Source organism: Longispora urticae (assembly GCF_053902585.1).
Genome location: NZ_JAQZSH010000027.1, coordinates 285,072 through 310,180, shown reverse-complemented (window position 1 = coordinate 310,180; position 25,109 = coordinate 285,072). Strand labels below are relative to the sequence as shown.

Below are 25,109 nucleotides of genomic sequence, written 5' to 3'. Positions count from 1 at the left end.
CGATCCGGCCCCCGGGCGGGCGCGTGAGTGTCCGACAGCTCGCCTACCGGACGTTCTACCGGCTCCCGATGAAGGTCCGGCACCGCCTCGTGCGGGTGCTCTCGCCGACGTACATCATCGGGGCCGTGACGCTCGTGCTCAGCCCCGACGAACGCCAGATCCTGCTGCTCCGCCAACCGCCCGGCCGGGCCTGGTCGCTGCCGGCCGGCCTGCTGAACCGCCGGGAGAAGCCGATCGTGGGCGCGGCCCGCGAGGTGCGCGAGGAGACCGGGCTGCCGGTCCAGCCGGAGCAGCTCACCCCGATGAACCCGAACGCGGTCGTGCACTACCTCGGCGGCTGGGTCGACATGGTGTTCACCACCCGGGTCGCCACCGACGTGCCGCTGGAGATCGACCCGGCGGAGGTGATCGAGGCGCGGTGGTTCGACGTGGACGCGATGCCGAAGCTGACGAGGTCGACGGCCGGGCTGATCGGGCGGTACGGGTACGGGCCGCAGGCGGGCGACCAGGCGGACGCGCCGTGACCGCCGTCCGTTCCACGCCGGGCCGTGCTGGCGGCGCGCCGTGAACGCCGGCATCTGCGCCCTGATCCTCGCGGCCGGCGAGGGCACCCGGATGCGCCCGCTCACCCTGACCACGCCCAAACCGTTGCTGCCCGTCGGCGGCGTCCCCCTGCTGGACCGGGCGTTCGCGCTGGTCGAAGGCATGGACACCGCCGTGAACGCGTTCCACCTGTCCGACCTGATCGTCGCGCACGTCGGCAACCGGGCGCACGTCGAGGTCGAGAAGGAACTGCTCGGCAGCTCGGGATCCGTGGGCAACCTGCGGGGCTGGATCGCCGGCCGGGCGGTGCTCGTCCTCAACGGGGACGCGTACCTGCACGGCGGGGACCTGTCCGTGCTGCTCGACGGGTGGGACGGCGACAAGGTGCGGATGCTGGGCGTGCCCGCCGAGGGCGCGCAGTGGGCGTTCGGGGACCACGTGTTCGCCGGGGCCTCGCTGCTGCCGTGGCGGGTGGTCGCGGACCTGGAGCCGGTGCTGTCGCACCTGGTGCTCACCGCGTGGCGGCCGGCCGAGCGGGCCGGGCTGCTGGAGGTCCGGGAGTTCGGCGGCACCTACATCGACTGCGGCACGCCGGCCGACTACACCCGGGCGAACGCCCTGGCCGCCGGGCACGTCTAGGCCGGAACGCGGGCGAGATCGGGGTCCCGGCCACGTGCCGCGGCACGAGGTCGGGGTGCCGGCCACGTGCCGCGTCCTGGCCGGACGACGGCGAATCCGGGCACCGGACCCGCCCACTCCGACGGCTGGTCGCCCGCCCGCCGCCGGCCCCGGTTAGCATGAACGCACCTACCGACCCCGGGAGTTCACGGTGATCACCGCCATCGTCCTCATCGACTGCGCCGCCGACTCGATCCCGGAGGTGGCCGACACGTGCGCCAACCTCCCCGGCGTCAGCGAGGTCTATTCCGTCGCCGGCCACGTGGACCTGATCGCCATGGTCCGGGTCCGCGAGTTCGAGCAGATCGCCGAGGTCATCGCCGGCAGCATCTCGAAGGTGCCCGGCGTGATCAAGACGGAGACGCACATCGCGTTCCGCGCGTACTCGAAGCACGACCTCGAGGAGACGTTCTCCATCGGTCTGGAGTAAGACCCCAGATCAACAGCGGGTGAGGGTTACGCCGCGTCTCTGGGCCGGCACGCATCGGCACTTCCCGGGGCGCGGCCCCGGAGGGGTGTGGCCGGCATGCGCCAGCCCGTCAGGGCGCACCCGCTCCGGGGTGGGCTGCTACGGATCGGCGCCTCCGGGCGCGCGGCCTCCTTCGGCGCACCGACGCACCGGCCCTGTCCGGGCTGACAATGGGCCTCGCCCCGTTACCTACTCGCGAGTAGGATAGCGGGGTGACGTTCGAGCAGATCCATCTCGACCATGACGGGCAGCGCCTCGGGGTGCACGTCTACCCCGACGCCGCGCCCGACTCCCCCGTCGTCGTGTTCCTGCCCGCGATGGGCGTGCCCGCCGGCTACTACCGCCCGTGGGCCGCCGCCCTCGCCCGGCACGGCCTGACCGTGATCATCCCGGACCTGCGCGGCACGGGCAGCAGCCGGCCGCGTCCGGTGCGCGCCAGCCGGCACGGCCTCGCCGAGCTGGTCGGGGACGTGCAGACCGTGTTCGACGCGATCGCCGACCGCACGGCCGGCCGCAAGGTGCTCCTCGCCGGGCACTCCCTCGGCGGGCAGCTCGCGTCCCTGCACCTCTCCCGGGTCGGCACCGCCGGGGTGGACGGCCTGCTGCTGCTCGCCACCGGCCTGCCGTACTACCGGGTGTACAAGCAGCGCCGGCTCGGCGTCCTCGCGTTCAGCCACACCATCTACGCGGGGGCCAGCCTGATCGGGTACTGGCCGGGCTGGGGCTTCGCCGGCCGCCAGTCCCGGGGCGTGATCCGGGACTGGGCGTACACGTCGCGGCACGGGCGGTTCCCGGCCCTGGGCGGGGTGGACGCCGAGAAGGCGCTGGGGACCGTGGACCTGCCGGTGCTCGCGGTCAGCGTCGCCGGGGACCACTTCACGCCCTCGTCGACGCTGGAGCACCTGGTCGGGAAGCTGTCCGGGGCCCAGGTGACCCGCACGCACTACCGGGCGCCGGAGCGGGTGGACCACTTCACCTGGGTGCGGTCGGCGGACCCGCTGGCCGGCCAGGTGGCCCGGTTCGTGGCGGACCTGTAACGCGCCCACACGGCGGACAGCGGCGGCACACCCGGGGAAACAGTCCACCCTGACGGGCTGGCGCGAGCCGGCACCTCCCCCGGACAGGCGGCTGTGCGGCGGCGCACCCCAGGGAACGGCCCACCCTGACGGGCTGGCGCCCGCCCCGCCCTGGAGCGAGCCCCCAGGGAACGGCGCACCCCCAGGGCTGGCGCGTGGCGACCCACCCCCGGGGGCCGCGGGCTCAGAAGTGCCGATGCGCGCCCGCCCGGAAACGCGGCGTAACCATCACCTGGTTTTGATCTACAGCACCGCCATCGCGTCGATCTCCACGAGCATCGCCTCGTGCGGCAACTCGACGAAGATCGTCGTCCGGCACGGCAGCACCCCGCTGGGCACGTGCTCCTTGATGAACGCGCCGTAGACCTCGTTCATGGCGGCGAAGTCCGACCGGGTGGTCAGGTAGACCCGGAGCGAGACGACGTCCTCCATGGTTGCGCCGCCGGCCTCGACCACGGCCCGGACGTTCTCCAGGGTGCGCAGGGTCTGGGCCTTCACGTCACCGGGGTGCAGGTACTCGCTCGTGGCCGGGTCCTGGGGGCCCTGGCCGGAGACCTGGAGGATCGGGCCCTTGCGGATGCCCTGGGAGAAGACCCAGGCGGGCGCGGGGGCCCCGTCGGTGAGTACGGCGGTCTTGGTGGTCATGGCGCGCTCCATCCACAGTCGATCGATATCGCCCGGGTGGCCCCGAGCAGTTCCGGCACCAGTGCGAGGACCCGCTCGTAGTCGAGCACGAAGTCCGGCACGGAGATCGAGACGGCGGCCGTCACCCGGCCGTCGGGGCCCCGCACCGGGGCGGCCACGCAGTTCATGAAGGCCTCGTGTTCGCCGTGGTCGACGGCGTAGCCGCGGTCGGCGACGGCCGCCAGCTCGGCCAGCAGGGCGGCGGGGCCGGTCAGGGTGCGCGGGGTGTGCGGGGTGTAGGTGATGGCCTGCGCGATCCGGCGGCGCTCGGACTCGTCCAGGTCGGCGAGCAGCACCTTCGCGACGGCGGCGGTGTGCGGGCTGGCGGGGAGGCCGATCCGGGAGTACATCCGGACGGTGTGGGCGGCGTCGCGTTTGTCCCAGTAGACGACGTGGCCGTCCTCGTAGCCGGCCAGGTGCACGGTCTGGCCGGTGGCGGCGGCGAGCGCGGTGAGGTGCGGGCCGGCGGCGGTGCGGACCTGGCGCTGGTCGAGGGCCGTGGTGGCGAGGGCGAAGAACTGGGAGCCCAGGTGGTACCGGAAGGAGGGGTCGCGGTAGACGAACCGGTCCTCCTCGAGGGTGCGCAGGAGGCGGAGGGCGGTGCTCTTGTGCACGTCGAGGACGCGGGCGGCGTCGTCGAGGGAGCAGGGTTGTCTGCCGAGTTCCACCAGGAGGCGGAGGGCGCGGGAGAGGCTCTGGCTCATGCGGGGGCCGTCGCGGCGGTGATCCGGGTGGCCGCCCACTCGGCGGGGCTCGCGTCCAGCAGGTGGTCGAGGCCCAGCGGCACGCCGTGGTCCCCCGTCACCACCAGGGTCGCGGCGGCCGACAGGTGCCCCATCCGCAGCCGGCGCGGCTCGTCGAGGCCCCGGAGCACGCCCGTCAGGTACCCGGCGGCGAACGCGTCGCCCGCGCCCACCGCGTCCACGACCTGCACCGCGAGGGCCGGTTCCGTCACGCAGCCGCCGTCCCGGTCGACCGTGGTGGCCCGCAGCGCCCCGTCCTTGATGACCAGGGCGCGGGGCGCGGGCAGGAGTTCGCGCAGCTTGTCCGGGGTGTTCACGCCGAACGCGGACAGCGCCTCGTCGGCGCCGAGGAGCACGATGTCGGCCGCGTCGAGCAGGGGGCGGAGGACGGCCGGGTCGTAGTCCCGCCAGAGGGCGGGCCGCCAGTTCAGGTCAAAACTCACCACCTGACCGGCCCGACGCCCGATCATGAGATGGTGCAGCAACGCCAGGCAGCTGTCGGAGAGCGCCGCCGTGATGCCCGACAGGTGCAGCACGTCCGCCTCGGCCAGCAGTGCGGCCACGGCCGGGCGTTCGACGAACTCCGGGCCCATGGCGGAGGCGGCCGAACCGGCCCGGTAGTAGTGCAGCCGGCTGCTGCCCACAGGCAGGTCGTGCGGGAGGCCGGCGCCGATCTCCTTGACGTAGAGGCCGGTGGGGCGGTCGGGGTCGGTCTCGACGCCGGTGACGTCCACGCCGTCGGCGCGCAGGGCCTCGACCAGGTGCCGGCCGAAGCCGTCGTCGCCGACCCGGCTGAGCCAGGCCGTGCGGTTGCCGAGCGCGGCGAGGCCCCGGGCGACGTTGGACTCCGCGCCGCCGATGCCGCGCCGGAAGGTCTCGACCTCGTCGAGCGGGCCGGGGGTGGCGGGAACCAGGACCGCCATCGACTCGCCCAGGCAGACGGCCAGCTTTGTCATCGGACCCCTTTGTCTTGCCCACCTGGTCACGGTGATGCTACAACGACTCTAGCGCTGGTCGCAACGAACGTTGCATCCTGCGCAACAACACAGCTCAGAGGGGTACGATGCGGCCGGGCATGGCAGTGCGAGGCCGTGGGTAAGTGGACGCGGGGCAGACGGAGGTGGTGGCGGTGATCGACGGCCCAGCGGTGGACAGGCTGCGCGACGAGCGGCTCGACTGGCGGTTCAAGGCCGTGCCCGCCGACGCGTGGGGCGCGACCGTCGGGGAGTACCTGGCGACGAAGCCCGCCCGGAGCGACCTCGGTACCCCGCTGCTGACCCTCGACGCCGACGCGCTCGACCACAACGTGTCCACCATGGCGGACTGGTGCGCCCGGTCCGGCCTCGCGCACGCCCCGCACGGCAAGACCACGATGGCCCCGGCGCTGTGGCGGAAGCAGCTCGACGCCGGAGCGTGGGGCATCACGCTCGCCAACGCCGCCCAGGTCCGGGTCGGCCGCGCGTTCGGGGTCCGGCGGATCATGCTGGCCAACGCCCTGGTCGATCCGGGGGCGCTGCGCTGGCTCGGGGCGCAGCTGGACGCCGACCCGGCGTTCGAGTTCGTGTCGTGGGTGGACTCCATCCGCACCGTGGACCTGATGACCGAGGCCCTGCGCGGCGTCGGCCGGCCCGTGGACGTGTGCGTCGAGCTCGGTGCCCCCGGCGGCCGGACCGGGTGCCGCGACGACGACGAGGCCGTGGCCGTCGCGCGGGCCGTCCGGCAGAGCCCGGCGCTCCGCCTGGTCGGCGCCGCCGGGTACGAGGGCGCCCTCGCCCACGACACCTCCCCCGAGGGCCTGGCCGCCGTGGACACCTACCTCAAGCGCCTCGGCCGGTTCGCGGGCGCGATCGACGCGGGCCTGGTGAGCGCCGGCGGCAGTGCGTACTTCGACCAGGTCGGCGACATCCTCGGCCCCCTGGTGGCCACGGGCGCGACGGTCCTGCTGCGCTCCGGGGCCTACATCACGCACGACGACCTCTTCCTCCAGGGCGTCTCCCCGCTGACGAGGCGCGGCGGCGCGGCGTTCCGGCCGGCGGCCCGGGGCTGGGCCCGGGTGGTGTCCCGGCCCGAACCCGGGCTGGCGCTCCTCGACGGCGGCAAGCGCGACTTCCCGTACGACGAGGGGCTGCCCGTGCCGCTGGACCTGCCCGGCGCGCACGTGTCCGCGCTCAACGACCAGCACTCCTTCCTCCGGCTGCCCGCCGGGGCGGCCCTCGCGGTCGGCGACGTGGTCCGCTTGGGCCTGTCGCACCCGTGCACGATGTTCGACAAGTGGACGCTGATCCCGGTGCTCGACGCCGAGGACACCGTCGTCGACCTGGTCCGGACGTACTTCTGATGGTCGTCTTCCGCGACGCCACGGTCATCGACGGCACGGGCGCGCCCGGCTACCGGGCCGACGTCCGCGTCACCAGCGGCCTGATCACCCAGATCGGCGCGATCGGCGGGGACGGGATCGACGCGTCCGGCCTGGTGCTCGCGCCCGGGTTCATCGACATGCACGCGCACTCCGACCTGCGGCTGCTGCTGGAGCCCAGCCACGTGGCGAAGATCAGCCAGGGCGTGACGTGCGAGGTGCTGGGCCAGGACGGGCTGTCGTACGCGCCGGTGGACGACGTCACGCTCCCGCAGCTCCGGCAGCAGATCGCCGGCTGGAACGGGGACCCGGACGGCTTCGACTGGTCGTGGCGGAGCGTCGGGGAGTACCTGGACCGGTTGGACGAGGGCATCGCCGTCAACGCGTGCTACCTGGTGCCGCACGGTTCGGTGCGGGCCCTCGTCACGGGCTGGGAGAACCGGCCGCCCACGACGTCCGAGCTGGACCGGATGCGCGCCATCCTCGCCCGGGGCCTGGAGGAGGGCGCCGTGGGCATGTCCAGCGGGCTGACGTACGTCCCGGGGATGTACGCCGACACCGCCGAGCTGGTCGCGCTGTGCCAGGTGGTGGCCTCGTACCACGGGTTCCACGCCCCGCACCAGCGCTCGTACGGCAAGGGCGCGCTGGAGGGCTACGCGGAGATGATCGAGATCTCCCGGCAGTCCGGCTGTGCCCTGCACCTCGCGCACGCCACGATGAACTTCGGCGTGAACCAGGGCCGGGCCGGCGAACTCCTCGACCTGATCGACCACGCCGGGGTCGACATCACCCTCGACACGTACCCCTACCTGCCCGGCTCGACCACGCTCGCCGCGCTGCTGCCGAGCTGGGCGGCGGAGGGCGGCCCCGGGGCGACCCTGGAGAGGTTGGCGGACCCGGGGGTGCGCGACCGGATCCGGCACGCGATGGAGGTCGAGGGTTCCGACGGCTGCCACGGGGTGGTCACCGACTGGGAGACGATCCAGATCGCCGGGGTCCGCGACCCGGAACTCGCGCACCTGGTCGGCACCCGGGTGCGCGACACCGACGCGTTCCTCGACCTGCTGGTCCGCGACCGGCTCGGCACCACGATCCTCCAGCACGTCGGGCACGAGGAGAACGTCCGGGCCATCATGCGGCACCCCGCGCACACCGTGGGCTCCGACGGCCTGCTGGTCGGCGACCGGCCGCACCCGCGCGCCTGGGGCACCTTCCCCCGCTACCTGGGCCACTACGTGCGCGAACTGGGCGTGCTGTCCCTGGAGGAGTGCGTGGCGCACATGACCGGGCGGCCCGCGCGCCGGCTGCGGCTGACACAGCGGGGGCAGATCCACGTCGGGTACCACGCTGATCTGGTGGTCTTCGATCCCGCGAAGATCACCGACACGGCCACCTTCGACGAGCCCCGGCGGGCGGCGAAGGGCATCGCGCACGTGTACGTCAACGGCGTCGCCGTGCTCGCCGACGGCCGGCCGACCGGGGCGCTGCCGGGCCGGGCGCTGCGCCGCGGCGACCGGGGCACGGAGAGCACCACCCACTGACCAGCACCGCGCACGCCCTGGCCGGTGCTCCTGTCGGCCAGGTGTCCCCTCAGGCGAAGGAACACACATGATCCACTGGCTGCAGAAGGAGACCGGCGGACTGCTGGTTCTCTGCGGGCTCGCCATCGCGGTGCTGCTCGTCCTCATCATCCGGGTGAAGCTCGAACCGTTCATCGCCCTGCTGATCTCCGGCCTGCTCCTCGGGCTCGCCGCCGGCCTGCCGGTCAGCAAACTGGTCGGCACGGCCCTGAAGTCCGGCGACTCGATCCTGGAGACCGGCTTCGGCGGCATCCTCGGCCACATCGCCGTGATCATCGGGCTGGGCACGGTGCTCGGCGCGATCCTGGAGGCGTCCGGCGGGGCGGAGGTGCTCACCCGCAAGCTGCTGTCGACGTTCGGGGAACGGGGCGCGCCGGTCGCGATGGGCCTCGCGGGCCTGATCTTCGGCATCCCGGTGTTCTTCGACATCGGGATCTTCGTCCTCGCCCCGCTGGTCTACGTGGCGGCCCGGCGCGGCGGCCGTTCCCTGGTCCTCTACGCGCTCCCCCTGCTCGCCGGCCTGTCCATGACCCACGCGTTCCTGCCCCCGCACCCCGGCCCGGTCGCGATCGCCGGCCTGCTCGGGGTCGACATGGGCTGGATCATCGTGATGGGGCTGGCCTGCGGGCTGCCGGCGTTCGCGGTGGCGGGCATCCTGTGGCCGATGTGGATCGGCAGGCGGGTCATGGTCGAGGTGCCGGCGGACTTCGTGGCCGCCGAGCCCGACGAGGACCACCAGCCGGTGTCGCTGGGCCTGGTGGGCGCGATCATCGGGATCCCGCTGCTGCTCATCCTCGGGGCGACGTTCAGCAACGTGTGGGCGCCGTCCAGCGCCGTCACGCCCTACCTGACGTTCCTCGGCAACCCGTCGATCGCGCTGACCATCGCGGTCCTGCTCGCCTTCTGGCTGCTCGGCATCCGGCGGGGCATGACGGGTACGGAACTCGCCGCGCTCACCGGCGCCTCCCTCAAACCGATCGGCATGATCCTGCTCGTGGTCGGCGCGGGCGCGTTCTTCGGGAAGGTGATCTCCGCCACGGGGGTGGGCGCGGCGCTGGCCGGCACGCTCAAGTCGGCGGGCCTGCCGACCATCGTGCTGGCGTACCTGATCAGTTGCGGCCTCCGCCTGGCCCAGGGCTCGGCGACCGTCGCGATCGTGACCACCGGAGGCATCGTCGCCCCGCTGGTGGCCGCCGACGGGCTCAGCCAGCCCAGGATCGCCCTGGTGGCGTGCGCGATCGCCGCCGGTTCGATCATCGCCTCGCACGTCAACGACGGCGGCTTCTGGATCGTCTCGCGCTACTTCAACATGTCCGTCAAGGACACCCTGAAGACGTGGACCGTGCTGGAAACCATCCTGTCGGTCGTCGGCTTCACGATGGCGGGCCTGTTGAGCCTCGTACTGTGAAACACCCCGAGGACCTTGTCCGAACAACAATCCGCCCGATACCGTCGCGCTCATGACCGACTTTGTGGAGATGGCCCGCCAGGGCGACCTCGAGGGGTTGGCCGTCCTGCCGGCCCCGCTCGCGTACCGCTGGCTCCAGGTCGCCCGCGACTTCGGCCACGTGGCCGCCGACCCGCTGATCGACGACCTGCTCGACGGCGGGCTCCAGGACGACGAGGCCGTGGTGGCCGGCGAGCACTTCACCCTCGGCGTGGACTACCTGCGCGGCGGCGGGCTGCCGGTGGACCTCGAACGGGCGGAGATGCACCTGGAGGCGGCGCGCGACCTCGGCCACCCGGCCGCCGCCCCCGGGGGACTGTCCCCGGCGGCGGCGGACGTGTACACCCGCGTCTTCGCCTGAGCCGACCACGGTCGACACCACGCGTCGGGTACGGGCCCCGGGACCTCGGCTGGACCGGGTCCCGGGGCGACGCCGGGGCTAGAAGGTCACCGACCAGGTGGTCAGGGTGCCCGTGTCGATGGTGGCCGTGTCCGCCACCCGGAGTTTCCACACCCCGTTGGCGACCTCGGACGACGCGTTCACCGTGTACTGCTTGATCACGTTGTCCGCGCTGTCGTTGTTGACGAAGTCCTCCAGGAGGTACACCGTGCCGTCCGGCGCGACCAGGGACAGGACCAGGTCACCCCGGTAGGTGTGCAGGATGTTGACGTCCACCTTGAGGGTCGCGGGCGCGTTGCCGGCCACCCCGCTCACCGTGATCGGGCTCTCGACCGTGGAGTTGTCCGCGATCGCGAAGTCGGTGTCGTTGGTGAACTTCCGCGGCCCGGTGGTCGGGGAGGCCGACGGGGACGGGGACGGCGACGGGCTCGCGGACGCCGTGGGGGTCGGGGTGACGCCGGTCTTGGCCGTCACGACCAGCGCGTAGTCCGCGTCGGTCGCCGGGGTCTCCGGGTGGCCGTCCACGTTGACCTCGTCGGCGAGCACCTCGATCGTCCAAGTGCCGGCCGCCGGGGTCTGGACCAGGACGTTCTCCGTGGTGTCCACGGTGTTGGAGGACCCGCCCGAGGTGGACCAGTTGCCGGCCTTCAGGCCGTTGTTGCCCCAGTACACGGTGCCGTTGGGGGCCGTGACCTTCAGGGACAGGTCGTTGACCCGGGCGACCGACGCCGTCGGCGAGCCCTGCGGGTCCGTGTAGACCATGGTGGCCTTCAGGGGCTGCGTACCGTCCGTGGTGATCGTGTAGGTCTTCTTCTGGCCGACGCCGAGCAGGTCGGACTCGTTGACGAGGATCGGGAGCCGCCAGCCATTGGCCTGCGCCTGGTTGTACAGGTTGCCGACGCTGGCCGTTCCCCAGCCCTGGTGCACGCGGGTCAGGTCGGCGGTCTCGCCGGTGAACGCGTAGGAGTTCGCCTGGTTGACCATCAGCGCCTTGGCCGTGGCGGCGTGCGGGCGGCTGTCGAACACGTCCCGGGCCTGGCCGGGCGCGCCGGCGAACACCCCGTCGGACCACATCTGGTACAGCAGGCCGAAGTTGCCGCAGGTGATCGGGGTCGCGCCGCTGGTACCCCCAAAGGAGCTCGTGTAGGAGGTGTTGCTGCTCGACGAGGTCGTGTAGATCGCGTCGTAGTAGTTGGACAGCTCGGGCTTGATCCGGCCGTCGGTGGCCGGGCCGATGCTCGCGCCGCCGCTCCACTTGTCGTCGGTCCGGCCGATGGTGTCGTAGTGGTACTGGCCGCCGACGCTGACCACGTTCTTCGCCCACGCCTCCGGCCGGGAACTGCGGGTGCCGGCGTTGCTCTGCGACTGGCAGATCAGCAGGTCGTGGTCGAAGACGATGTCGTCCATGGCCGCCGAGACGGAGGTGTAGGACGTGGTCAGGGTGCCGCCCCAGCTGTTGCTCTGGAACACGGCGCGGTACGGGCCGGTCGGGTCGACGAGCTGTGCGGAGTGCGCGTACCGGTCGGTGACGGAGCCGTAGGCGGCGATCATGCCCTGGGCCTGGGGCAGCAGTCCCCGGGCGGCCGGGGTGACCCCGGAGGCGAAGATCTGGCCGTAGGTGGACGTGCCGTGGCTGGTGTCCGAGCTGTTCGCGCCGTGCACCAGCGGGGGCTTCGCGGCGAACTCCTGGTGCGTGGCCCGCAGGCCGCCGTCCATCACCTCGCCGCGCACGCCCTGGCCGGCGTACCCGCGGGCGGTCTCGATCGCGTTCGCGCCGCCGTCCTCGCGGGCCTTGTCCATGTCGGTGCCCGGGGCGCCGACCGGGTCGAGGGCGAGCACCGCGCCGAGGCCGGCGAGGGACGCCACCTGGGCGGGGGTCAGGGTCGCCTCGACGAGCCGCTGGCTGGCGGACACCGCCTCCAGGGTCGCGCCGAGCGCCCGGATCCGGTCCACGACGTCGCTCTGGTCCTGGGTGTCGCGCTCGACGAGGGTGATCGCGTACCGGCCGGCGGTCGGGGCCGGGTCGTACTTGTCGGCCGCCTCGTAGCCGCCGACCCAGCGCACGTACGGCAGGGATTCGACCTTGGCGCGGGTGGCCGGGTCCATCCGGACCACGTACGCGAAGTCGGGGACGAACGCGCCGAGCCGCGCGCCGAGCCGGGCCAGTTCACGGCGCTGGCTGTCCAGGGGCGCGCCGGAGAACTGGACGAGGTACGCGCCGCCGTCGACCCGGCGGCCGAGGGTCATGCCCTGGGCCTTGGGGTCGAACGTCCGGTTGCGCAGCTTGATCCGGCTGGCCTGGGGCCGCGACCGGCTCCAGGTCCGGCCGTTGTCCAGGCTGACCTGGTAGGTGCCGTCCGCACCGAGCTTGACGCGCTCGGAACTGCCGGCCACCGACAGCGTGTGGCCGGGGTCCGCGCCCTCGGCGCTGACGGCGGTGAGGGCCAGGACCGCGACGAGCGTGGTCAGGCCTACGAGTAGGGGGGTAGGTCGCATGGTGCCTCCTCCACAGGGGACCGTCCGGTGGAGAGGGGACCGACCGAACGGTGGAAGCAGGCTACCGAACCCGTGATATCGATGCATAGAGATGTGTCACACGACCCGCGCCCCGGCCCGCCACACGGCGTGGGTCAACGGCATCCCCGGCCGGTACGCCAGCCAGGTCGCGCTCGGGGCCGCCAGGACGTGCACGTCCGCCCGGGCGCCGACCTTCAGCACGCCCACGTCGTCCCGGCGCAGCGCCAACGCCCCGCCCAGGGTCGCCGCCCGCACCGCCTCGGCCACGGTCATCCGCATCTGGAGCACGGCCGTGGTCACACAGAACGCCATCGACGACGTGTACGAGGACCCGGGGTTGCAGTTGCTCGCCAGTGCCACGGTCGCCCCCGCGTCGAGCAGCCCCCGCGCGTCGGGCAGCGGCTGGCGGGTGGACAGGTCGCAGGCGGGCAGCAGGGTCGCCACGGTGTCGCACCCGGCGAGCATGGCGATGTCCTCCCTGGTCAGGTACGTGCAGTGGTCGACGCTGGCGGCCGTCATCTCGCAGGCCAGCCGCACGCCGGGGCCGGGGCCAAGCTGGTTGCCGTGCACCCGCAGGCCGAGGCCCTTGGCCGCCGCCGCCTCCAGGACGTACCGGGACTGGTCGTAGTCGAACGCGCCGCGCTCGCAGAACACGTCGGCCCAGCGCACGTACGGCGCGACCGCGTCGAGCATCTCCCCCGCGACGAGTTTCACGTAGTCGTCGGCGGTGCTGCCGGCCGGCACGAGGTGCGCGCCGAGGAACGTGCCCTCGTCGACGTCCGAACCGGCGATCACCCGGGCCGAGCGCACCTCGTCGGGGACGTTGAGCCCGTAGCCGGTCTTCGTCTCCAGGCAGGTCGTGCCACCGGCGACGGCCTCGGCGACGTGCCGGGCCAGGTTCGCCGCCAGCTGCTCGTCGGTGGCGGCGCGGGTCGCGTTCGTGGTCACGGAGATGCCGCCGGCCGCGTACGGCTGACCGGCCATCCGGGCGGTGAACTCCGCGGTGCGGTCGCCCGCGAACACCAGGTGGCTGTGGCTGTCCACCCAGCCGGGCAGGACGGCGCGGCCCTCGGCGTCGAAGACCTCGTCGGCGGCCGGTTCGCCGTGGCCGATCCAGGTGATCCGGTCACCCTCGATGACCAGGGCGTCGCCCTCGGCGTCGAAGAGTTCGCCGATGTTCTTGATGAGCAGGCTCACCGCGACACCTCGCTCCGCTCGGCGCCGCGCTCGCGGCACTCTGATTTCCCGCGTTCGGTCGCAAGCTCACTCACTCAAGTGCCTCCGCGATAGCGTCCCGCAACAGGATCCCTACGTTACCGAGGGACACGTGCTCCCCGTCGCGGGCGACCGTCGACCCGCCGACGATGACCCGGGAGATGTCGGCGGCGGACGCGGCGAGCAGCAGTTGGGCGGGGGCCGCCCCGGCCGTGCGGACCGTGTCGGTGCGGATCGCGACCAGGTCCGCCACGGCACCGGGCGCGATCGTCCCCGCGCCCTCCCAGCCGAGGCTGGCGTGGTTCGTCAGGGCCGTGACCAGCTCGGAGCCGGTGAACCGGCCGCGCTGTCCGGTGCGGAGCCGGTCGTGGTGCTCGAGGCGGCGGGCCTCTTCGAGGGGGTCGATCAGGGCGTGCTGGTCGCTGCCCAGGGACAGCGGGCTGCCGGCGTCGACGAGTTCGCGGGCCGGGCCGATGCCGTCCGCCAGGTCCGCTTCGGTCGTCGGGCAGAAACACGCGGTGGTACGCGTCGCGCCCAGCAGGCCGATGTCCTCCGGCGTGAGGTGGGTGGCGTGCACGGCGCTGGTCCGGGGGCCGAGGACACCGGCACCGTGCAGCAGCGCGGTGGGTGTGACCCCGTACGCGGCGAGGCACTGGTCGTTCTCCGCCGGCTGCTCGGAGAGGTGCACGTGCAGCGGGCCGCCGTTGTCCACTGCGGACAGTTGGTCGCGCGGGACGGCGCGGACGGAGTGGATCGCCGCGCCGATCACGGTGTTCGGGTCGTCGTGCAGCCCGCGCACCCGGTCCTGCCAGGCCGCCGCGTCGCCGTCGGAGAACCGGAGCTGGGTCTCGTTGGGGGCGACGCCGATGCCGCCGGCCAGGTAGCAGGTGTCGAGCAGGGTGAGGCGGATGCCGGCGTCCCGGGCGGCCTGGATCAGGGCCTGGCCCATCGCGTTCGGGTCGGCGTAGCGGCGGCCGCCGGGGCCGTGGTGCAGGTAGTGGAACTCGCCGACGGAGGTGACGCCGGCGAGGGCCATCTCGGCGTATGTCGCTCTCGCGAGCCGGAGGTAGGTGTCCGGGGTGAGGCGGTCGGCGAGGGCGTACATGCCCTCGCGCCAGCTCCAGAAGGAGTCGCCCTTCGTGCGGCCCCGCAGCGCGCGGTGGAAGGCGTGCGAGTGGGCGTTGGCGAAGCCGGGCAGGGTGAGGCCGGGCAGGCGTTCGCCCTGCGGGGGCTGGTCGACCATCACGGAGGCGATCCGGCCGTCGTCGACCACGATCAGCACCCCGTCGGCGGGCCCGTCGGGCAGCCAGGCGTGCTCACACCAGAAGACCTGCAACGCCACTCCTCAGCTTTCTCGACGCGAAGGGGAGGCAGCCCGGTGGCCGCCTCCCCGCACGATCCCTACTGTCCCAGTGCCGGTCCGGGCACGGCGCCCGACTCGCGCATCGGGATCCGGACGCCCATCTCGGCCGCCACCTCTTCGGCGATGGAGTACCCGGCGTCCACGTGCCGGATCACGCCCATCCCCGGGTCGTTGGTGAGCACCCGCTCGATCTTCCGGGCGGCCAGTTCCGTGCCGTCCGCGACGCACACCTGGCCGGCGTGGATGGACCGGCCGATGCCGACCCCGCCGCCGTGGTGCAGCGACACCCACGAGGCGCCCGAGGCGGTGTTGAGCAGCGCGTTCAGGATCGGCCAGTCCGCGATGGCGTCGGACCCGTCTGCCATCGACTCGGTCTCCCGCTGCGGGGACGCCACCGAGCCGCAGTCCAGGTGGTCGCGGCCGATCACGATCGGGGCCTTGAGCTCGCCGGACGCGACCATCTCGTTGAACTTGAGGCCCGCGAGGTGCCGCTCGCCGTACCCGAGCCAGCAGATCCGGGCCGGCAGGCCCTGGAAGGCGACCTTCTCGCCGGCCAGCTTGATCCACCGGGCGAGCGACTCGTTCTCCGGGAAGAGTTCGAGGATCGCCTTGTCGGTGGCCGCGATGTCGGCCGGGTCGCCGGAGAGCGCCGCCCAGCGGAAGGGACCCTTGCCCTCGCAGAACAGCGGCCGGATGTACGCCGGTACGAAGCCGGGGAAGTCGAACGCGCGCTCGTACCCGCCGAGTTTGGCCTCGCCGCGCAGCGCGTTGCCGTAGTCGAACACCTCGGCGCCGGCGTCCTGGAAGCCGACCATCGCCTCGACGTGCTTGGCCATCGACTGCCGCGCCCGGTCCGTGTACTCCGCCGGCTTCTTCGCCGCGTAGTCCGGCCCGTCCTCCAGGGAGACACCCTCGGGCAGGTAGGACAGCGGGTCGTGCGCGCTCGTCTGGTCGGTGACGATGTCGATCGGCACCCCGCGACGGAGCAGCTCGGGGAAGACGGTCGCGCAGTTGCCGACGATGCCGATGGACAACGGCTCCCGGGCTTCCTTGGCCGCCAACGCGAGAGACACCGCGTGGTCCAGGTCGTCGGCGACGGTGTCCAGGTAGCGGGTCTCGACCCGGCGGCGCAGGCGCGCGGCGTCGACGTCCACGACCAGGCAGACGCCGTTGTTCATGGTGACCGCGAGGGGCTGCGCGCCGCCCATCCCGCCGCAGCCGCCGGTCAGGGTCAGGGTGCCGGCCAGGGTGCCGCCGAACCGCTTGTGCGCCACGGCCGCGAAGGTCTCGTAGGTGCCCTGGAGGATGCCCTGGGTGCCGATGTAGATCCACGAGCCGGCGGTCATCTGGCCGTACATGGTCAGGCCGAGCTGCTCCAGCCGGCGGAACTCGGGCCAGTTGGCCCAGTCGCCGACCAGGTTGGAGTTGGCGATCAGGACCCGCGGCGCCCACTCGTGGGTGCGGAACACGCCGACCGGCCGGCCCGACTGGACCAGCAGGGTCTCGTCGGCCTCCAGGGTGGCCAGCGCGCGGGCGATGGCCTCGAAGCTGGCCCAGTCCCGGGCGGCCTTGCCGGTGCCGCCGTAGACCACCAGGTCGTCGGGGCGCTCGGCCACGTCCGGGTCGAGGTTGTTCAGCAGCATCCGCAGCGCGGCCTCGGTCTGCCAGTTCTTCGTGTGCAGCGTGGTGCCGTGCGGGGACCGCACCGTGCGGGGGCCGGGGGTGGTCATGCGATCTCCTTCTGGACGACGGCGAGCAGGGTGCCGCTGAGGATGAGTTCTTCGGCCGCCGCGATCTCCGGAGCCAGGTGCCGGTCGGGGCCGGGACCCTCGACGAGTACGCGCAGCGCGGCCACCGCTGCGGCCGTCGCCGGGGCGGGCACCAGCGGCGCGCGCAGGTCCAGGGCCCGGGCGGCGGTGAGCAGCTCGACGGCGAGCACCTTGCGCAGGCCGTCGACGGACCGGCGCAGCTTGCGGGCCGCGCTCCAGCCCATGGACACGTGGTCCTCCTGCATGGCGCTCGACGGGATCGAGTCCACGGAGGCCGGGTTCGCCAGGCGCTTGAGCTCGCTGACGATCGCCGCCTGGGTGTACTGCGCGATCATGTGCCCCGAGTCCACCCCCGGGTCGTCGGCGAGGAACGCGGGCAGCCCGTGCGAGCGGTGCACGTCGAGCATCCGGTCGGTCCGGCGCTCGCTGATGCTGGCGACGTCCGCGATCGGGATGGCCAGGAAGTCCAGCGCGTACGCGACCGGCGCGCCGTGGAAGTTGCCGTTGGACTCCACCCGGCCGTCGTCGAGGACCACCGGGTTGTCGACGGCGCTGGCCAGCTCGCGGCCGGCCACGATGCCGCAGTAGTCGGCGGTGTCGCGGGCGGCGCCGTGCACCTGGGGGGTGCAGCGCAGCGAGTACGCGTCCTGGACCCGGTTGCAGTCCGGGCCCCGGTGGCTGGCCACGATGGGCGAGTCGCGGAGGATCCGGGTCAGCCGGGCCGCGGACACCTGCTGGCCCGGGTGCGGGCGCAGCGCGTGCAGGTCGGGGGCGAACACCCGGTCGGTGGCGAGCAGCGCCTCGATGGTCATCGCGGCGGTGATGTCGGCGACGTCGAGGAGGTCGCGCAGGTCCTCCAGGGCCAGCACGAGCATGCCGAGCATGCCGTCGGTGCCGTTGATGAGGGCCAGGCCCTCCTTCTCGCGCAGCTCGACCGGGGTGATGCCGGCCTTGGCCATCGCCTCGGCGGCCGGCTGGAGCACGCCGTCGACCCGGACCTGACCCTCGCCCATCAGCGCCAGCGCGCACGCGGACAGCGGGGCGAGGTCGCCGGAGCAGCCGAGCGAGCCGTACTCGTGCACGACCGGGGTGATCCGCGCGTTGAGCAGGGCGGCCATGGTCGACGCCGTGTCGGGGCGGACCCCGGTGTGCCCGGTGGCGAGGGTGTGCAGCCGCAGCAGCATCAGCGCGCGGACCACCTCCTCCTCGACCTCGGGCCCGGCGCCGGCCGCGTGCGACCGGACCAGGGACTTCTGGAGCTGGGCGCGCAGTTCGGGCGCGATGTGCCGGGTGGCGAGCGCGCCGAAGCCGGTGGAGACCCCGTAGGAGGGGGTCTCGGCCTCGGCGAGCGCCTCGATGGCGACCCGGGCGCGGGCGAGCGCCTCCAGGGCTTCGGGGGTCAACTCGACGGCCGCACCGTGCCGGGCGACCGCGACGACCTCGCGGGGGGTGAGAGGGGCTGGGCCGACGAGTACCTTCATGCCCCTCATCCCATCCTCTTTTCCCCGACCCCGGTGCGCTTCGGGGGAGATGGTGTCTGGTATCCCAGACATATGACGGATGTCCCCGCCCTGCGCAACGGGCTCGCGCTGCTGCGGCACCTCGCGGCCCGGCCCGGCCCGCAGTCGGCCGCCACGCTGGCCAGGGAGCTGGGCCTCCCCCGGTCGACCACCTACCACCTGCTCGCCGAGCTGGCCGCCGCCGGCTTCGTCACCCACCTCCCGGAGGAGCGCCGGTACGGCCTGGGCGTGGCCTCCTTCGAGCTCGGTTCGGCCTATCTGCGCCACGAGCCCCTGGAACGCCTCGCCCGGCCGCTGCTCCAAGCGCTGGTCGACTCGACCGGACGGACCGCGCACCTCGGGGTGCTGCACGGCCCCGAGACGCTCTACCTCCTCAAGGAGCAGCCGCGCAGGCCGCAGACCCTGGTCACCGACATCGGGGTCCGGCTCCCGGCCCCCCTGACCGCCGCCGGCCGGGCGCTGCTCGGGCACCTGCCCGCGCCCCAGGTCCGGGCGCTGTTCCCCCGGGCGTCGGCGTTCGTGGACCGGACCGGGCGGGGGCCGCGCACCCTGGCCGCCTTGCGCCGGCTGCTGGCCGCCGAGCGGGAGTGGAGCGTGGAGGACGGGCACGTCACGCCCGGGTTCGCGTCGGTGGCGGCGGCGAGCTTCGACCACGGGGGCCGGCCGGTGGCGGCGATCAGTGTGACGTTCCGGCACCAGTGCGAGACCGAGGGCCGCGGGGCCAGGACGGCCGCCGGTCCGGGCGAGTGCGGGGAGCGGTGGCCGGACCTGGCGGCCGAGGTCTGCCACGCGGCGGCGCAGCTCACCACCCGGATCGGCGGGCGGTCGCCCCTCGGGGACTAGGCCTGGGGCAGGCCGAACTTCCCGCGCTGGTCCACCGGTACCAGATCGAGGTATTCCTGGTTCTGGTTGATGAATTTGCACACGAACGGGCAGAACGGCAGCACGGCGAGCCTGCGGGTCCGGGCGTCGTCGAGCGCGTGGCCGATCAGCTGGCCGGCCAGCCCCCGGCCGCCGAACGCCGGGAACACCTCGGTGTGCGTGAAGGAGATCACCGACTTGCGCAGGGTGTAGTCCGCGAAGCCGGCCAGCTCCCCGTCCACGGCGATCTCGTAGCGCGACTGGGTGGGCTCGTCCCGGATCTCGATCATGCCGCCCAGCCTACGACCCCGAGCGCGGTGGCCCCGGAGGTGCGCCGCGCTACGAGTGCGACGACGCCCGGTGGTTGAAGGACCGGGCCACCCGCCGGGGCAGCAGCGCCGTCCCGCGTTCCGGGGCGGTGTCGACCATCGGGGACAGCCCCGCGACGACGTCGTCCTCGTCCTCGGCGGGCGGGGACAGCACGCTGAAGATCAGCATGACCAGCGCGCAGCTGATCAGCAGGGTGATCGGCGCGACGAACAGGAACGGGCTGACCCCCTCGATCGGGCTGTCCATCCGGTGCAGGTGCACCCGCACCCCGAACATCGCCGTGTAGTGCATGCCCACGACGGCCACGCCCATGATCAGGGCCGCGAGGACGACCGGGCCCCAGCCGCGGACGTTGACCGTGAACCACAGCGCCACCGACGAGGCGATGACCGCGATCAGCACCGAGGCGACGAAGTACGTCCGGTCGTAGGAGATCGTGCCGCCCATCCGCATCGCGGCCATCCCGGTGTAGTGCATCGCGGCCACCCCGAGACCGGTGAAGATCCCGCCGAGCAGGATCCGGATCAGCCCCGCGCCGCCGTGTCCGACGATGAACAGACCGATCCCGACGGCGAGGATCGCGATCAGCGCGCTGGCGGTGGTGAGCGCCACGTCGTACCGGACGATGGAGCCGGGGACGTCGAAGCCGAGCATCGCGATGAAGTGCATGGGCCAGATCCCGGTACCGCCGATGGAGACGGCCCCCAGGACCAGCCATTTCTCGCGGTGCGCCCCGTTGAGCGCGGCGCGGGCCCGGGCTGTGCACACCAGTCCGATCGCGCAGCCGAAAGCCGCGATCACGTACGAGATCACCGGATTCACCCAGCCATATGCGAACTGATGCAACTCAGCCATGTCGCCCTCCACGGGAACCATGCGCCGCCCGACGACGACAGGGATCATTCAGCCATCCCGAGGTGAATCAGGGTCGCACAGGCTGTGTGCTCTCAACGAATTTGTCTCTTGATCAACGGACATGTCGGATGGGGAACAGGCGCGCCCCCGCCAGCGTTTTCCCAGTGACGCCCCGCGCCGACCCAAGGAGAGAAAGTGGCGACGATCACAGTCACCAAGGACAACTTCAACGAGCTGGTCTCGCAGCACGACTTCCTCGTGCTGGACTTCTGGGCCGCCTGGTGCGGGCCGTGCGTCCGGTTCGCGCCGACGTTCGAGGCGGCTTCGGGTGCCGAGGCCAACGACGGCATCGTGTTCGGCAAGATCGACACGGAGGCCGAGCAGGAGCTGGCCGCGTCGTTCCAGATCCAGTCGATCCCGACCCTGATGATCATCCGCGACAAGGCGATCGTGCACTCCGAGCCGGGCGCGCTGAGCCCGTCGCAGTTCGACCTGCTGCTGCAGAAGGCGCGGGAGCTGGACATGGACAAGCTGCGCGCGCAGGCGGAGGAGTCCGCCTGATCCGCCCGTGTGCGTTGGGCCCCCGCGACCGTCGTGGGGGCCCAAGACCTTTGACGGGTACTCCAGGGCAGCGCGCCTCCCAGGCACCGCCGCCCTCCCGCGCACCTTCCGGGCGCCACCGCCCCTTTTGCGCCAGCCGGGTCCCGGCCCCCGGCCCTCGCCGGGTCCCGCCATCTGGCCCTGACCTTGACCGTTCGCGCCGCTCCCGCCTACTCTCACGGCACAACTGCACACGCCATTGATCCCGGCGGGAGAGCTGACCTTCGAGGTCACGCCGAAGGAGCAAGACTCCCCGCACACTCTCAGGCCCACGTACCGCCCGGGTTAGGCAACTCTGGAAAGCAGCCGCGAGGCTCACCCACGGTGCAAGCCGCCCACCACGGCGGTGAAGCTCTCAGGTTCCGATGACAGAGGGGGAGGCCCACCCACTCCACCCTGGGAGCCTCCTGTGCGCACCGCACTGTACGAGCACCACCTCGCCCTGGGCGCGACCCTGACCGACTACGCGGGCTGGCGCATGCCCCTGCGGTACGGCAGCGAGAGCGCCGAGCACCTCGCCGTGCGCAGCGCCGCCGGGCTGTTCGACCTCGGTCACATGGGCCAGTTCGAGGTCATCGGGCCCGAGTCCGCCGCCGCGCTGGACTACGCGCTCGTCGGCCGGCTGTCGGAGCTGGACGTCGGCCAGGCCCGGTACACGCTGCTGTGCCAGTCCGACGGGGGCATCCTCGACGACCTGATCTGCTACCGGCTCGCCGAGGACCGCTACCTGGTGGTGGCCAACGCGGGCAGCACGGCTGTGGTGGCCGACGCGCTGTCGGTGCGGCTCGCCGGGTTCCGGGCCGACCTCGTCCGGCTCGACCGGTCGCTGATCGCGATCCAGGGGCCGAGCGCCGCCGGGATCCTCGCCCTGATCTGCGACGCGCACCTCGGCGGTCTGCCGTACTACGCGATCACCCCCGGCTCGATCAACGGGATCCCGCTGTGGGTGGCCCGGACCGGGTACACCGGCGAGGACGGCTTCGAGCTGTACGTGCCCGCCGAGCACGCGTCCGCCGTGTGGTGGGCGCTGACCACGACCGGTGAGCCGCACGGGCTGCGGTCGGCGGGGCTGGCCTGCCGGGACACGCTCCGCCTGGAGGCCGGCATGCCGCTGTACGGGCACGAGCTCAACCCCGACACCACGCCCTACGACGCCGGGCTCGGCCGGGTGGTCCGGCTCGACAAGCCCGACGACTTCGTGGGCCGGGCCGCGCTCACCGCCGCCGCCGAGGCGCCCCGTACCCGTCGTCTCGTGGGTCTGGTCTCCGCCGGCCGCCGGGTCCTGCGCGCCGGCCAGCCCGTCGTGGACCTGCGCACCGGCGAGCGGCTGGGCACCGTCACCTCCGGGGCCACGTCCCCCGTCCTGCGCCGTCCCATCGCGATGGCCTACGTGTCGACCGTCAACGCGCCGCTGGCCGTGGACGTGCGAGGCAGCCTCGAACCCGTCGAGCTGTCTGCCCTACCGTTCTACCGAAGGAGCACGTCGTGAGCCTGTCCTACACCGCCGAGCACGAGTGGATCACCGGCGAGGAGCCGGCGACCGTCGGCATCACCGCGTACGCGGCGGAGGCCCTCGGCGACATCGTCTACGTGGAGCTCCCCGAGCCGGGTACCGAGCTGAAGGCCGGCGAGACCTGCGGCGAGCTGGAGTCCACCAAGTCCGTCAGCGAGCTGTACGCCCCGGTCACCGGCACCGTCGTGGCCCGCAACGAGGCCGTCGTGGCCGACCCGTCCCTGATCAACTCGGACCCGCAGGGCGCGGGCTGGCTGTTCTCCGTGGCGGTCACCGAGGCGGGCGAGCTGCTCACCGAGGAGGCGTACCAGGCGCTCATCACGGCCTGATCCGGCCCACTCTGCCGCCGGGCCGGGCACCGCGCGGCGCCACCGCCGGACCCGCCCGGACGGTCCCGGGCCGCACCGCACGGTCCCGGGCCGCACTACCAGGAGCTGGTCTCCAACCGCCGGGCCAGGCGGCGCAACCCCCACCGCAGGGACGCCGCCGCCCCCGGCCTGACCAGCGGCCATCCGAGCTGCCCGGCCCTCCCGCCGGGCAGCTCGAGCCATTCCCGCCACTCCAGGTCCGTGGCCCCGTCCGCGCGCCGCACGCACCGGAACACCCCGGGCCCGCGCACGAGCTTCCCCACGTGCAGGACCCTGATCGAGTACGGCGGCTCCAGCTCCTCGACCCGCATCACGTCCACGAACCGGGCCGGACCCAGCCCGGTGACCGCCTCGACGAGGCTGCCCACCCCGCCGTCGCCCTCGGTGACCCGGACCGTGGTCAGCGGGATCCAGCTGCCCTGGGACTCCCAGTCGACCAGGGCCGCGTACACCCGCTCGGGGGTGGCTCTGATGGTCGTCCTGGCCGTGACCTGCGCTGTCATACCTCGACCCTATGCCCCCGAACCGGTTCCACCGGCCCCACCGCGCGCCGACTTCCGGCCGGGACGCACCGGCCCGCGCCCGCTCACCAGGGAGCCGGAACGGGCCGGTGCGTCTCAGGACCAGGTCATCGCCGCCATCGCCCGGTCCGCGTCCGCGCGCCCGTAGGAGCCGTTGACCAGGATGCTGACCTTGCGACCGTTCCAGTCCGGCACGATCAGGACCGAACCCTCGGTGCCCTGCTGGCCGCCGGGGCCCCAGTAGGCCGGCCGGCTGGCGGCCGTGGTGTTGGGCGCCTCGTCGCCCTGGGTGCCGTTCTGGCCCGCCGGGACGCCGTCGTTGTCCCGGATCTGCAGGACCGAACCGTCGGCGCCGGTGTACGTCAACTGACCGGTCGGCGTCGGCCCCCGGGAGTCGGAGTTGATGTAGCAGCCGGTCAACCGGATGCCCGCCGGCAGGCCGGTGGTGCCGAACGTCGAGGCGCACCGGGTGACCCGGTCGACCCGCAGCGCCTGGGCCGCCGCCAGCAGGTCCGCGTCCGTGGCGTCGTTGCGGTTCGTCCCGACGACCACCACCCCGGGCGCCGGCTCCCAGCGCAGCGCGAACCGGACCCGGCCCCCGCCGCTCCCCGGGCCGGAGTACAGCTTCCCGGGCCGGCCGCGCACCGCGACATCGCGGACGGGGGTGAGGTTGGAGCCCAGGTCCTCCTGCTCCGCGGCGGCCCCGGCCTTGAAGTTCACGTCCAGCGACTCCAGGAACACGTTCTCGATGCCCGTCCGGCTCGCCCAGGACGCGACGGCGGCGACCCCGGACCTCCCGGGGGCCAGCAGCACCGGGTCGAAGGTCAGGTGCAACAGGTTCGCGTCGCTGCCCACGACCGCCGGGTCGTCCGCCGCGCTCGGGCCCGGGGCCGCCGGCAGGAGCGGCGGCTGGAGCACGTTCAGGATGGCCGGTGGGGACGCGGCCGTGGTCCCGGGGACCGCGAACTGACCGCGCGGCCGCTCCGAGGGCCACACCGCGACGGGTACGGCGACCGCCACCCCCAGGACGGCCACCGCCGCGAGCGCGATCCCCGCCCGCCTGCGGAGTCGGAGCGCCCTGCCGCGGGCCGTCGAGCGGGTCAGCAGCGCCCCCGTGTCGACCTCCCCCTCGGCACGCACCGCGAGGGTCTCGGCCAGCTTCTCCTCAATGCTCACTGCTGTCCTCCTGTACTGGGCGCCAGCTCCGGCGCGTGGAGCTCGCGGAGTCGGGCCAGGGCCCGCATCGCGTGGGTGCGGACCGTCACGGGCGACACGTCGAGGATCTCCGCGATGGCGGCGTCGTCGAGGTCCTCGTAGAAGCGCAGCACCAGCACGGCGCGCTGCCGCTGGGGCAGGCTCAGCACCATGCGCCACAACGCGTCCCGTTCGACCACTCCGGACTCGGCGCCGGCCACGGTCGCGGTCGCCGCGGGTTCGGACACGGCCAGTTCCCGGTTGCGGCCGAGCCGCCACCAGGACCGGTTCTGGTTGACCAGCATCTGGCGCACGTACAGGTCGGGCCGCTCGGTGCCGGAGATCTTCCGCCACCGCGCGTACGCCTTGGCCAACACGTCCTGCACCAGGTCCTCGGCCCGGTGCGGGTCCCCGCACAGCAGCCTGGCCAGCCGGACCAACCCCGGTCCCCTGGCCGTCACGTACTCCTCGAACGTCACCCGCAGGTCCTCTCCGCTCGGTGTGTCA

At 73.0% G+C, this 25,109-nt stretch carries 25 protein-coding genes and 1 riboswitch; of the genes, 12 read left to right on the top strand and 13 right to left on the bottom strand.

Annotation, left to right across the window (positions count from 1 at the left end):
- Window positions 1-68: 68 nt before the first annotated feature.
- The 4 genes from PT931_RS17680 (at window position 69) to PT931_RS17665 (ending at window position 2,727) form a co-directional block, all read left to right on the top strand.
- Window positions 69-524, top strand: a complete 456-nt coding sequence (locus PT931_RS17680; RefSeq protein WP_456246869.1) for an NUDIX hydrolase — start codon at window positions 69-71, stop codon at window positions 522-524.
- Window positions 525-564: 40 nt separating this feature from the next.
- A complete protein-coding gene (locus tag PT931_RS17675; protein ID WP_456246822.1) occupies window positions 565-1,182 on the top strand; it encodes a nucleotidyltransferase family protein in 618 nt (205 codons plus the stop codon).
- A 190-nt stretch (window positions 1,183-1,372) separates the two neighbouring features.
- Entirely contained in the window at window positions 1,373-1,651 is a 279-nt protein-coding gene (locus tag PT931_RS17670) for an Lrp/AsnC family transcriptional regulator (RefSeq protein ID WP_363728330.1), read from the top strand.
- Window positions 1,652-1,902: 251 nt separating this feature from the next.
- Window positions 1,903-2,727, top strand: coding sequence for an alpha/beta hydrolase family protein (locus PT931_RS17665; protein WP_456246821.1), 825 nt, complete (start codon window positions 1,903-1,905; stop codon window positions 2,725-2,727).
- Between the two features lie 282 nt (window positions 2,728-3,009).
- On the opposite strand, the gene PT931_RS17660 is transcribed toward PT931_RS17665, so the two are convergent.
- The 3 genes from PT931_RS17660 to PT931_RS17650 are packed head-to-tail and all read right to left on the bottom strand — an operon-like array spanning window position 3,010 to window position 5,149.
- On the bottom strand, window positions 3,010-3,411 hold the full coding sequence (locus tag PT931_RS17660) for a RidA family protein (protein ID WP_363728328.1): 402 nt from the start codon (window positions 3,409-3,411) through the stop codon (window positions 3,010-3,012).
- Window positions 3,408-4,154: an IclR family transcriptional regulator gene (locus PT931_RS17655; RefSeq protein WP_456246820.1), complete on the bottom strand. Its 747-nt coding sequence runs from the start codon at window positions 4,152-4,154 to the stop codon at window positions 3,408-3,410. Before PT931_RS17655 ends, PT931_RS17660 begins: the two co-directional genes overlap by 4 nt.
- A complete protein-coding gene (locus PT931_RS17650; RefSeq protein WP_456246819.1) occupies window positions 4,151-5,149 on the bottom strand; it encodes a sugar kinase in 999 nt (332 codons plus the stop codon). Before PT931_RS17650 ends, PT931_RS17655 begins: the two co-directional genes overlap by 4 nt.
- Window positions 5,150-5,322: 173 nt before the next feature.
- Here PT931_RS17650 and PT931_RS17645 point away from each other — a divergent pair, with 173 nt between their 5' ends.
- The 4 genes from PT931_RS17645 to PT931_RS17630 all read left to right on the top strand — a co-directional run bounded on the left by PT931_RS17645 (window position 5,323) and on the right by PT931_RS17630 (window position 9,937).
- Entirely contained in the window at window positions 5,323-6,531 is a 1,209-nt protein-coding gene (locus PT931_RS17645; protein ID WP_456246818.1) for an amino acid deaminase, read from the top strand.
- A complete protein-coding gene (locus PT931_RS17640) occupies window positions 6,531-8,090 on the top strand; it encodes an N-acyl-D-amino-acid deacylase family protein (RefSeq protein ID WP_456246817.1) in 1,560 nt (519 codons plus the stop codon). Before PT931_RS17645 ends, PT931_RS17640 begins: the two co-directional genes overlap by 1 nt.
- Before the next feature lie 67 nt (window positions 8,091-8,157).
- Window positions 8,158-9,537: a GntP family permease gene (locus PT931_RS17635; protein ID WP_456246816.1), complete on the top strand. Its 1,380-nt coding sequence runs from the start codon at window positions 8,158-8,160 to the stop codon at window positions 9,535-9,537.
- Window positions 9,538-9,589: 52 nt separating this feature from the next.
- Window positions 9,590-9,937, top strand: a complete 348-nt coding sequence (locus PT931_RS17630; RefSeq protein WP_456246815.1) for a hypothetical protein — start codon at window positions 9,590-9,592, stop codon at window positions 9,935-9,937.
- A gap of 78 nt (window positions 9,938-10,015) precedes the next feature.
- Here the strand turns inward: PT931_RS17630 and PT931_RS17625 are convergent, their stop codons facing one another.
- From PT931_RS17625 to hutH, 5 genes are all read right to left on the bottom strand, one after another.
- Window positions 10,016-12,472 carry a proprotein convertase P-domain-containing protein gene (locus PT931_RS17625; RefSeq protein ID WP_456246814.1) on the bottom strand — a complete coding sequence of 819 codons (2,457 nt, stop codon included), beginning with the start codon at window positions 12,470-12,472 and terminating at the stop codon, window positions 10,016-10,018.
- Window positions 12,473-12,568: 96 nt separating this feature from the next.
- Window positions 12,569-13,690: an imidazolonepropionase gene (hutI, locus tag PT931_RS17620; protein WP_456246813.1), complete on the bottom strand. Its 1,122-nt coding sequence runs from the start codon at window positions 13,688-13,690 to the stop codon at window positions 12,569-12,571.
- A 70-nt stretch (window positions 13,691-13,760) separates the two neighbouring features.
- Window positions 13,761-15,044, bottom strand: coding sequence for a formimidoylglutamate deiminase (locus PT931_RS17615; protein ID WP_456246812.1), 1,284 nt, complete (start codon window positions 15,042-15,044; stop codon window positions 13,761-13,763).
- A 65-nt stretch (window positions 15,045-15,109) separates the two neighbouring features.
- Window positions 15,110-16,801 carry a urocanate hydratase gene (gene hutU / locus PT931_RS17610; RefSeq protein ID WP_456246811.1) on the bottom strand — a complete coding sequence of 564 codons (1,692 nt, stop codon included), beginning with the start codon at window positions 16,799-16,801 and terminating at the stop codon, window positions 15,110-15,112.
- The gene (hutH, locus tag PT931_RS17605) at window positions 16,798-18,321 is read right to left on the bottom strand and encodes a histidine ammonia-lyase (RefSeq protein WP_456246810.1); all 1,524 of its coding nucleotides are present in this window, start codon (window positions 18,319-18,321) and stop codon (window positions 16,798-16,800) included. The genes hutU and hutH overlap by 4 nt, the downstream gene beginning before the upstream one ends.
- A gap of 72 nt (window positions 18,322-18,393) precedes the next feature.
- On the opposite strand from hutH, the gene PT931_RS17600 reads away from it, so the two are divergent.
- On the top strand, window positions 18,394-19,203 hold the full coding sequence (locus PT931_RS17600) for an IclR family transcriptional regulator (protein ID WP_456246809.1): 810 nt from the start codon (window positions 18,394-18,396) through the stop codon (window positions 19,201-19,203).
- Here PT931_RS17600 and PT931_RS17595 read toward each other — a convergent pair.
- Both PT931_RS17595 and PT931_RS17590 read right to left on the bottom strand, forming a co-directional pair.
- Window positions 19,200-19,511: a GNAT family N-acetyltransferase gene (locus PT931_RS17595; protein WP_456246808.1), complete on the bottom strand. Its 312-nt coding sequence runs from the start codon at window positions 19,509-19,511 to the stop codon at window positions 19,200-19,202. The genes PT931_RS17600 and PT931_RS17595 overlap by 4 nt on opposite strands.
- A 49-nt stretch (window positions 19,512-19,560) precedes the next feature.
- A complete protein-coding gene (locus PT931_RS17590; protein ID WP_456246807.1) occupies window positions 19,561-20,406 on the bottom strand; it encodes an MHYT domain-containing protein in 846 nt (281 codons plus the stop codon).
- 195 nt (window positions 20,407-20,601) lie between these two features.
- Here PT931_RS17590 and PT931_RS17585 point away from each other — a divergent pair, with 195 nt between their 5' ends.
- From PT931_RS17585 to gcvH, 3 genes are all read left to right on the top strand, one after another.
- Window positions 20,602-20,967: a thioredoxin family protein gene (locus PT931_RS17585; RefSeq protein WP_456246806.1), complete on the top strand. Its 366-nt coding sequence runs from the start codon at window positions 20,602-20,604 to the stop codon at window positions 20,965-20,967.
- A 238-nt stretch (window positions 20,968-21,205) separates the two neighbouring features.
- Window positions 21,206-21,295, top strand: a riboswitch (glycine riboswitch).
- 120 nt (window positions 21,296-21,415) lie between these two features.
- Window positions 21,416-22,495, top strand: coding sequence for a glycine cleavage system aminomethyltransferase GcvT (gene gcvT, locus PT931_RS17580; protein WP_456246805.1), 1,080 nt, complete (start codon window positions 21,416-21,418; stop codon window positions 22,493-22,495).
- The gene (gcvH, locus tag PT931_RS17575) at window positions 22,492-22,848 is read left to right on the top strand and encodes a glycine cleavage system protein GcvH (RefSeq protein WP_363728310.1); all 357 of its coding nucleotides are present in this window, start codon (window positions 22,492-22,494) and stop codon (window positions 22,846-22,848) included. Before gcvT ends, gcvH begins: the two co-directional genes overlap by 4 nt.
- A gap of 95 nt (window positions 22,849-22,943) precedes the next feature.
- On the opposite strand, the gene PT931_RS17570 is transcribed toward gcvH, so the two are convergent.
- The 3 genes from PT931_RS17570 to PT931_RS17560 all read right to left on the bottom strand — a co-directional run bounded on the left by PT931_RS17570 (window position 22,944) and on the right by PT931_RS17560 (window position 25,081).
- Window positions 22,944-23,390, bottom strand: a complete 447-nt coding sequence (locus PT931_RS17570; RefSeq protein WP_456246804.1) for an SRPBCC family protein — start codon at window positions 23,388-23,390, stop codon at window positions 22,944-22,946.
- A 114-nt stretch (window positions 23,391-23,504) separates the two neighbouring features.
- Window positions 23,505-24,584: a hypothetical protein gene (locus tag PT931_RS17565; RefSeq protein ID WP_456246803.1), complete on the bottom strand. Its 1,080-nt coding sequence runs from the start codon at window positions 24,582-24,584 to the stop codon at window positions 23,505-23,507.
- Window positions 24,581-25,081 (bottom strand): SigE family RNA polymerase sigma factor, encoded by a 501-nt coding sequence (locus tag PT931_RS17560; protein WP_456246802.1) that lies wholly within the window; start codon window positions 25,079-25,081, stop codon window positions 24,581-24,583. Before PT931_RS17560 ends, PT931_RS17565 begins: the two co-directional genes overlap by 4 nt.
- Between the last annotated feature and the right edge of the window lie 28 nt (window positions 25,082-25,109).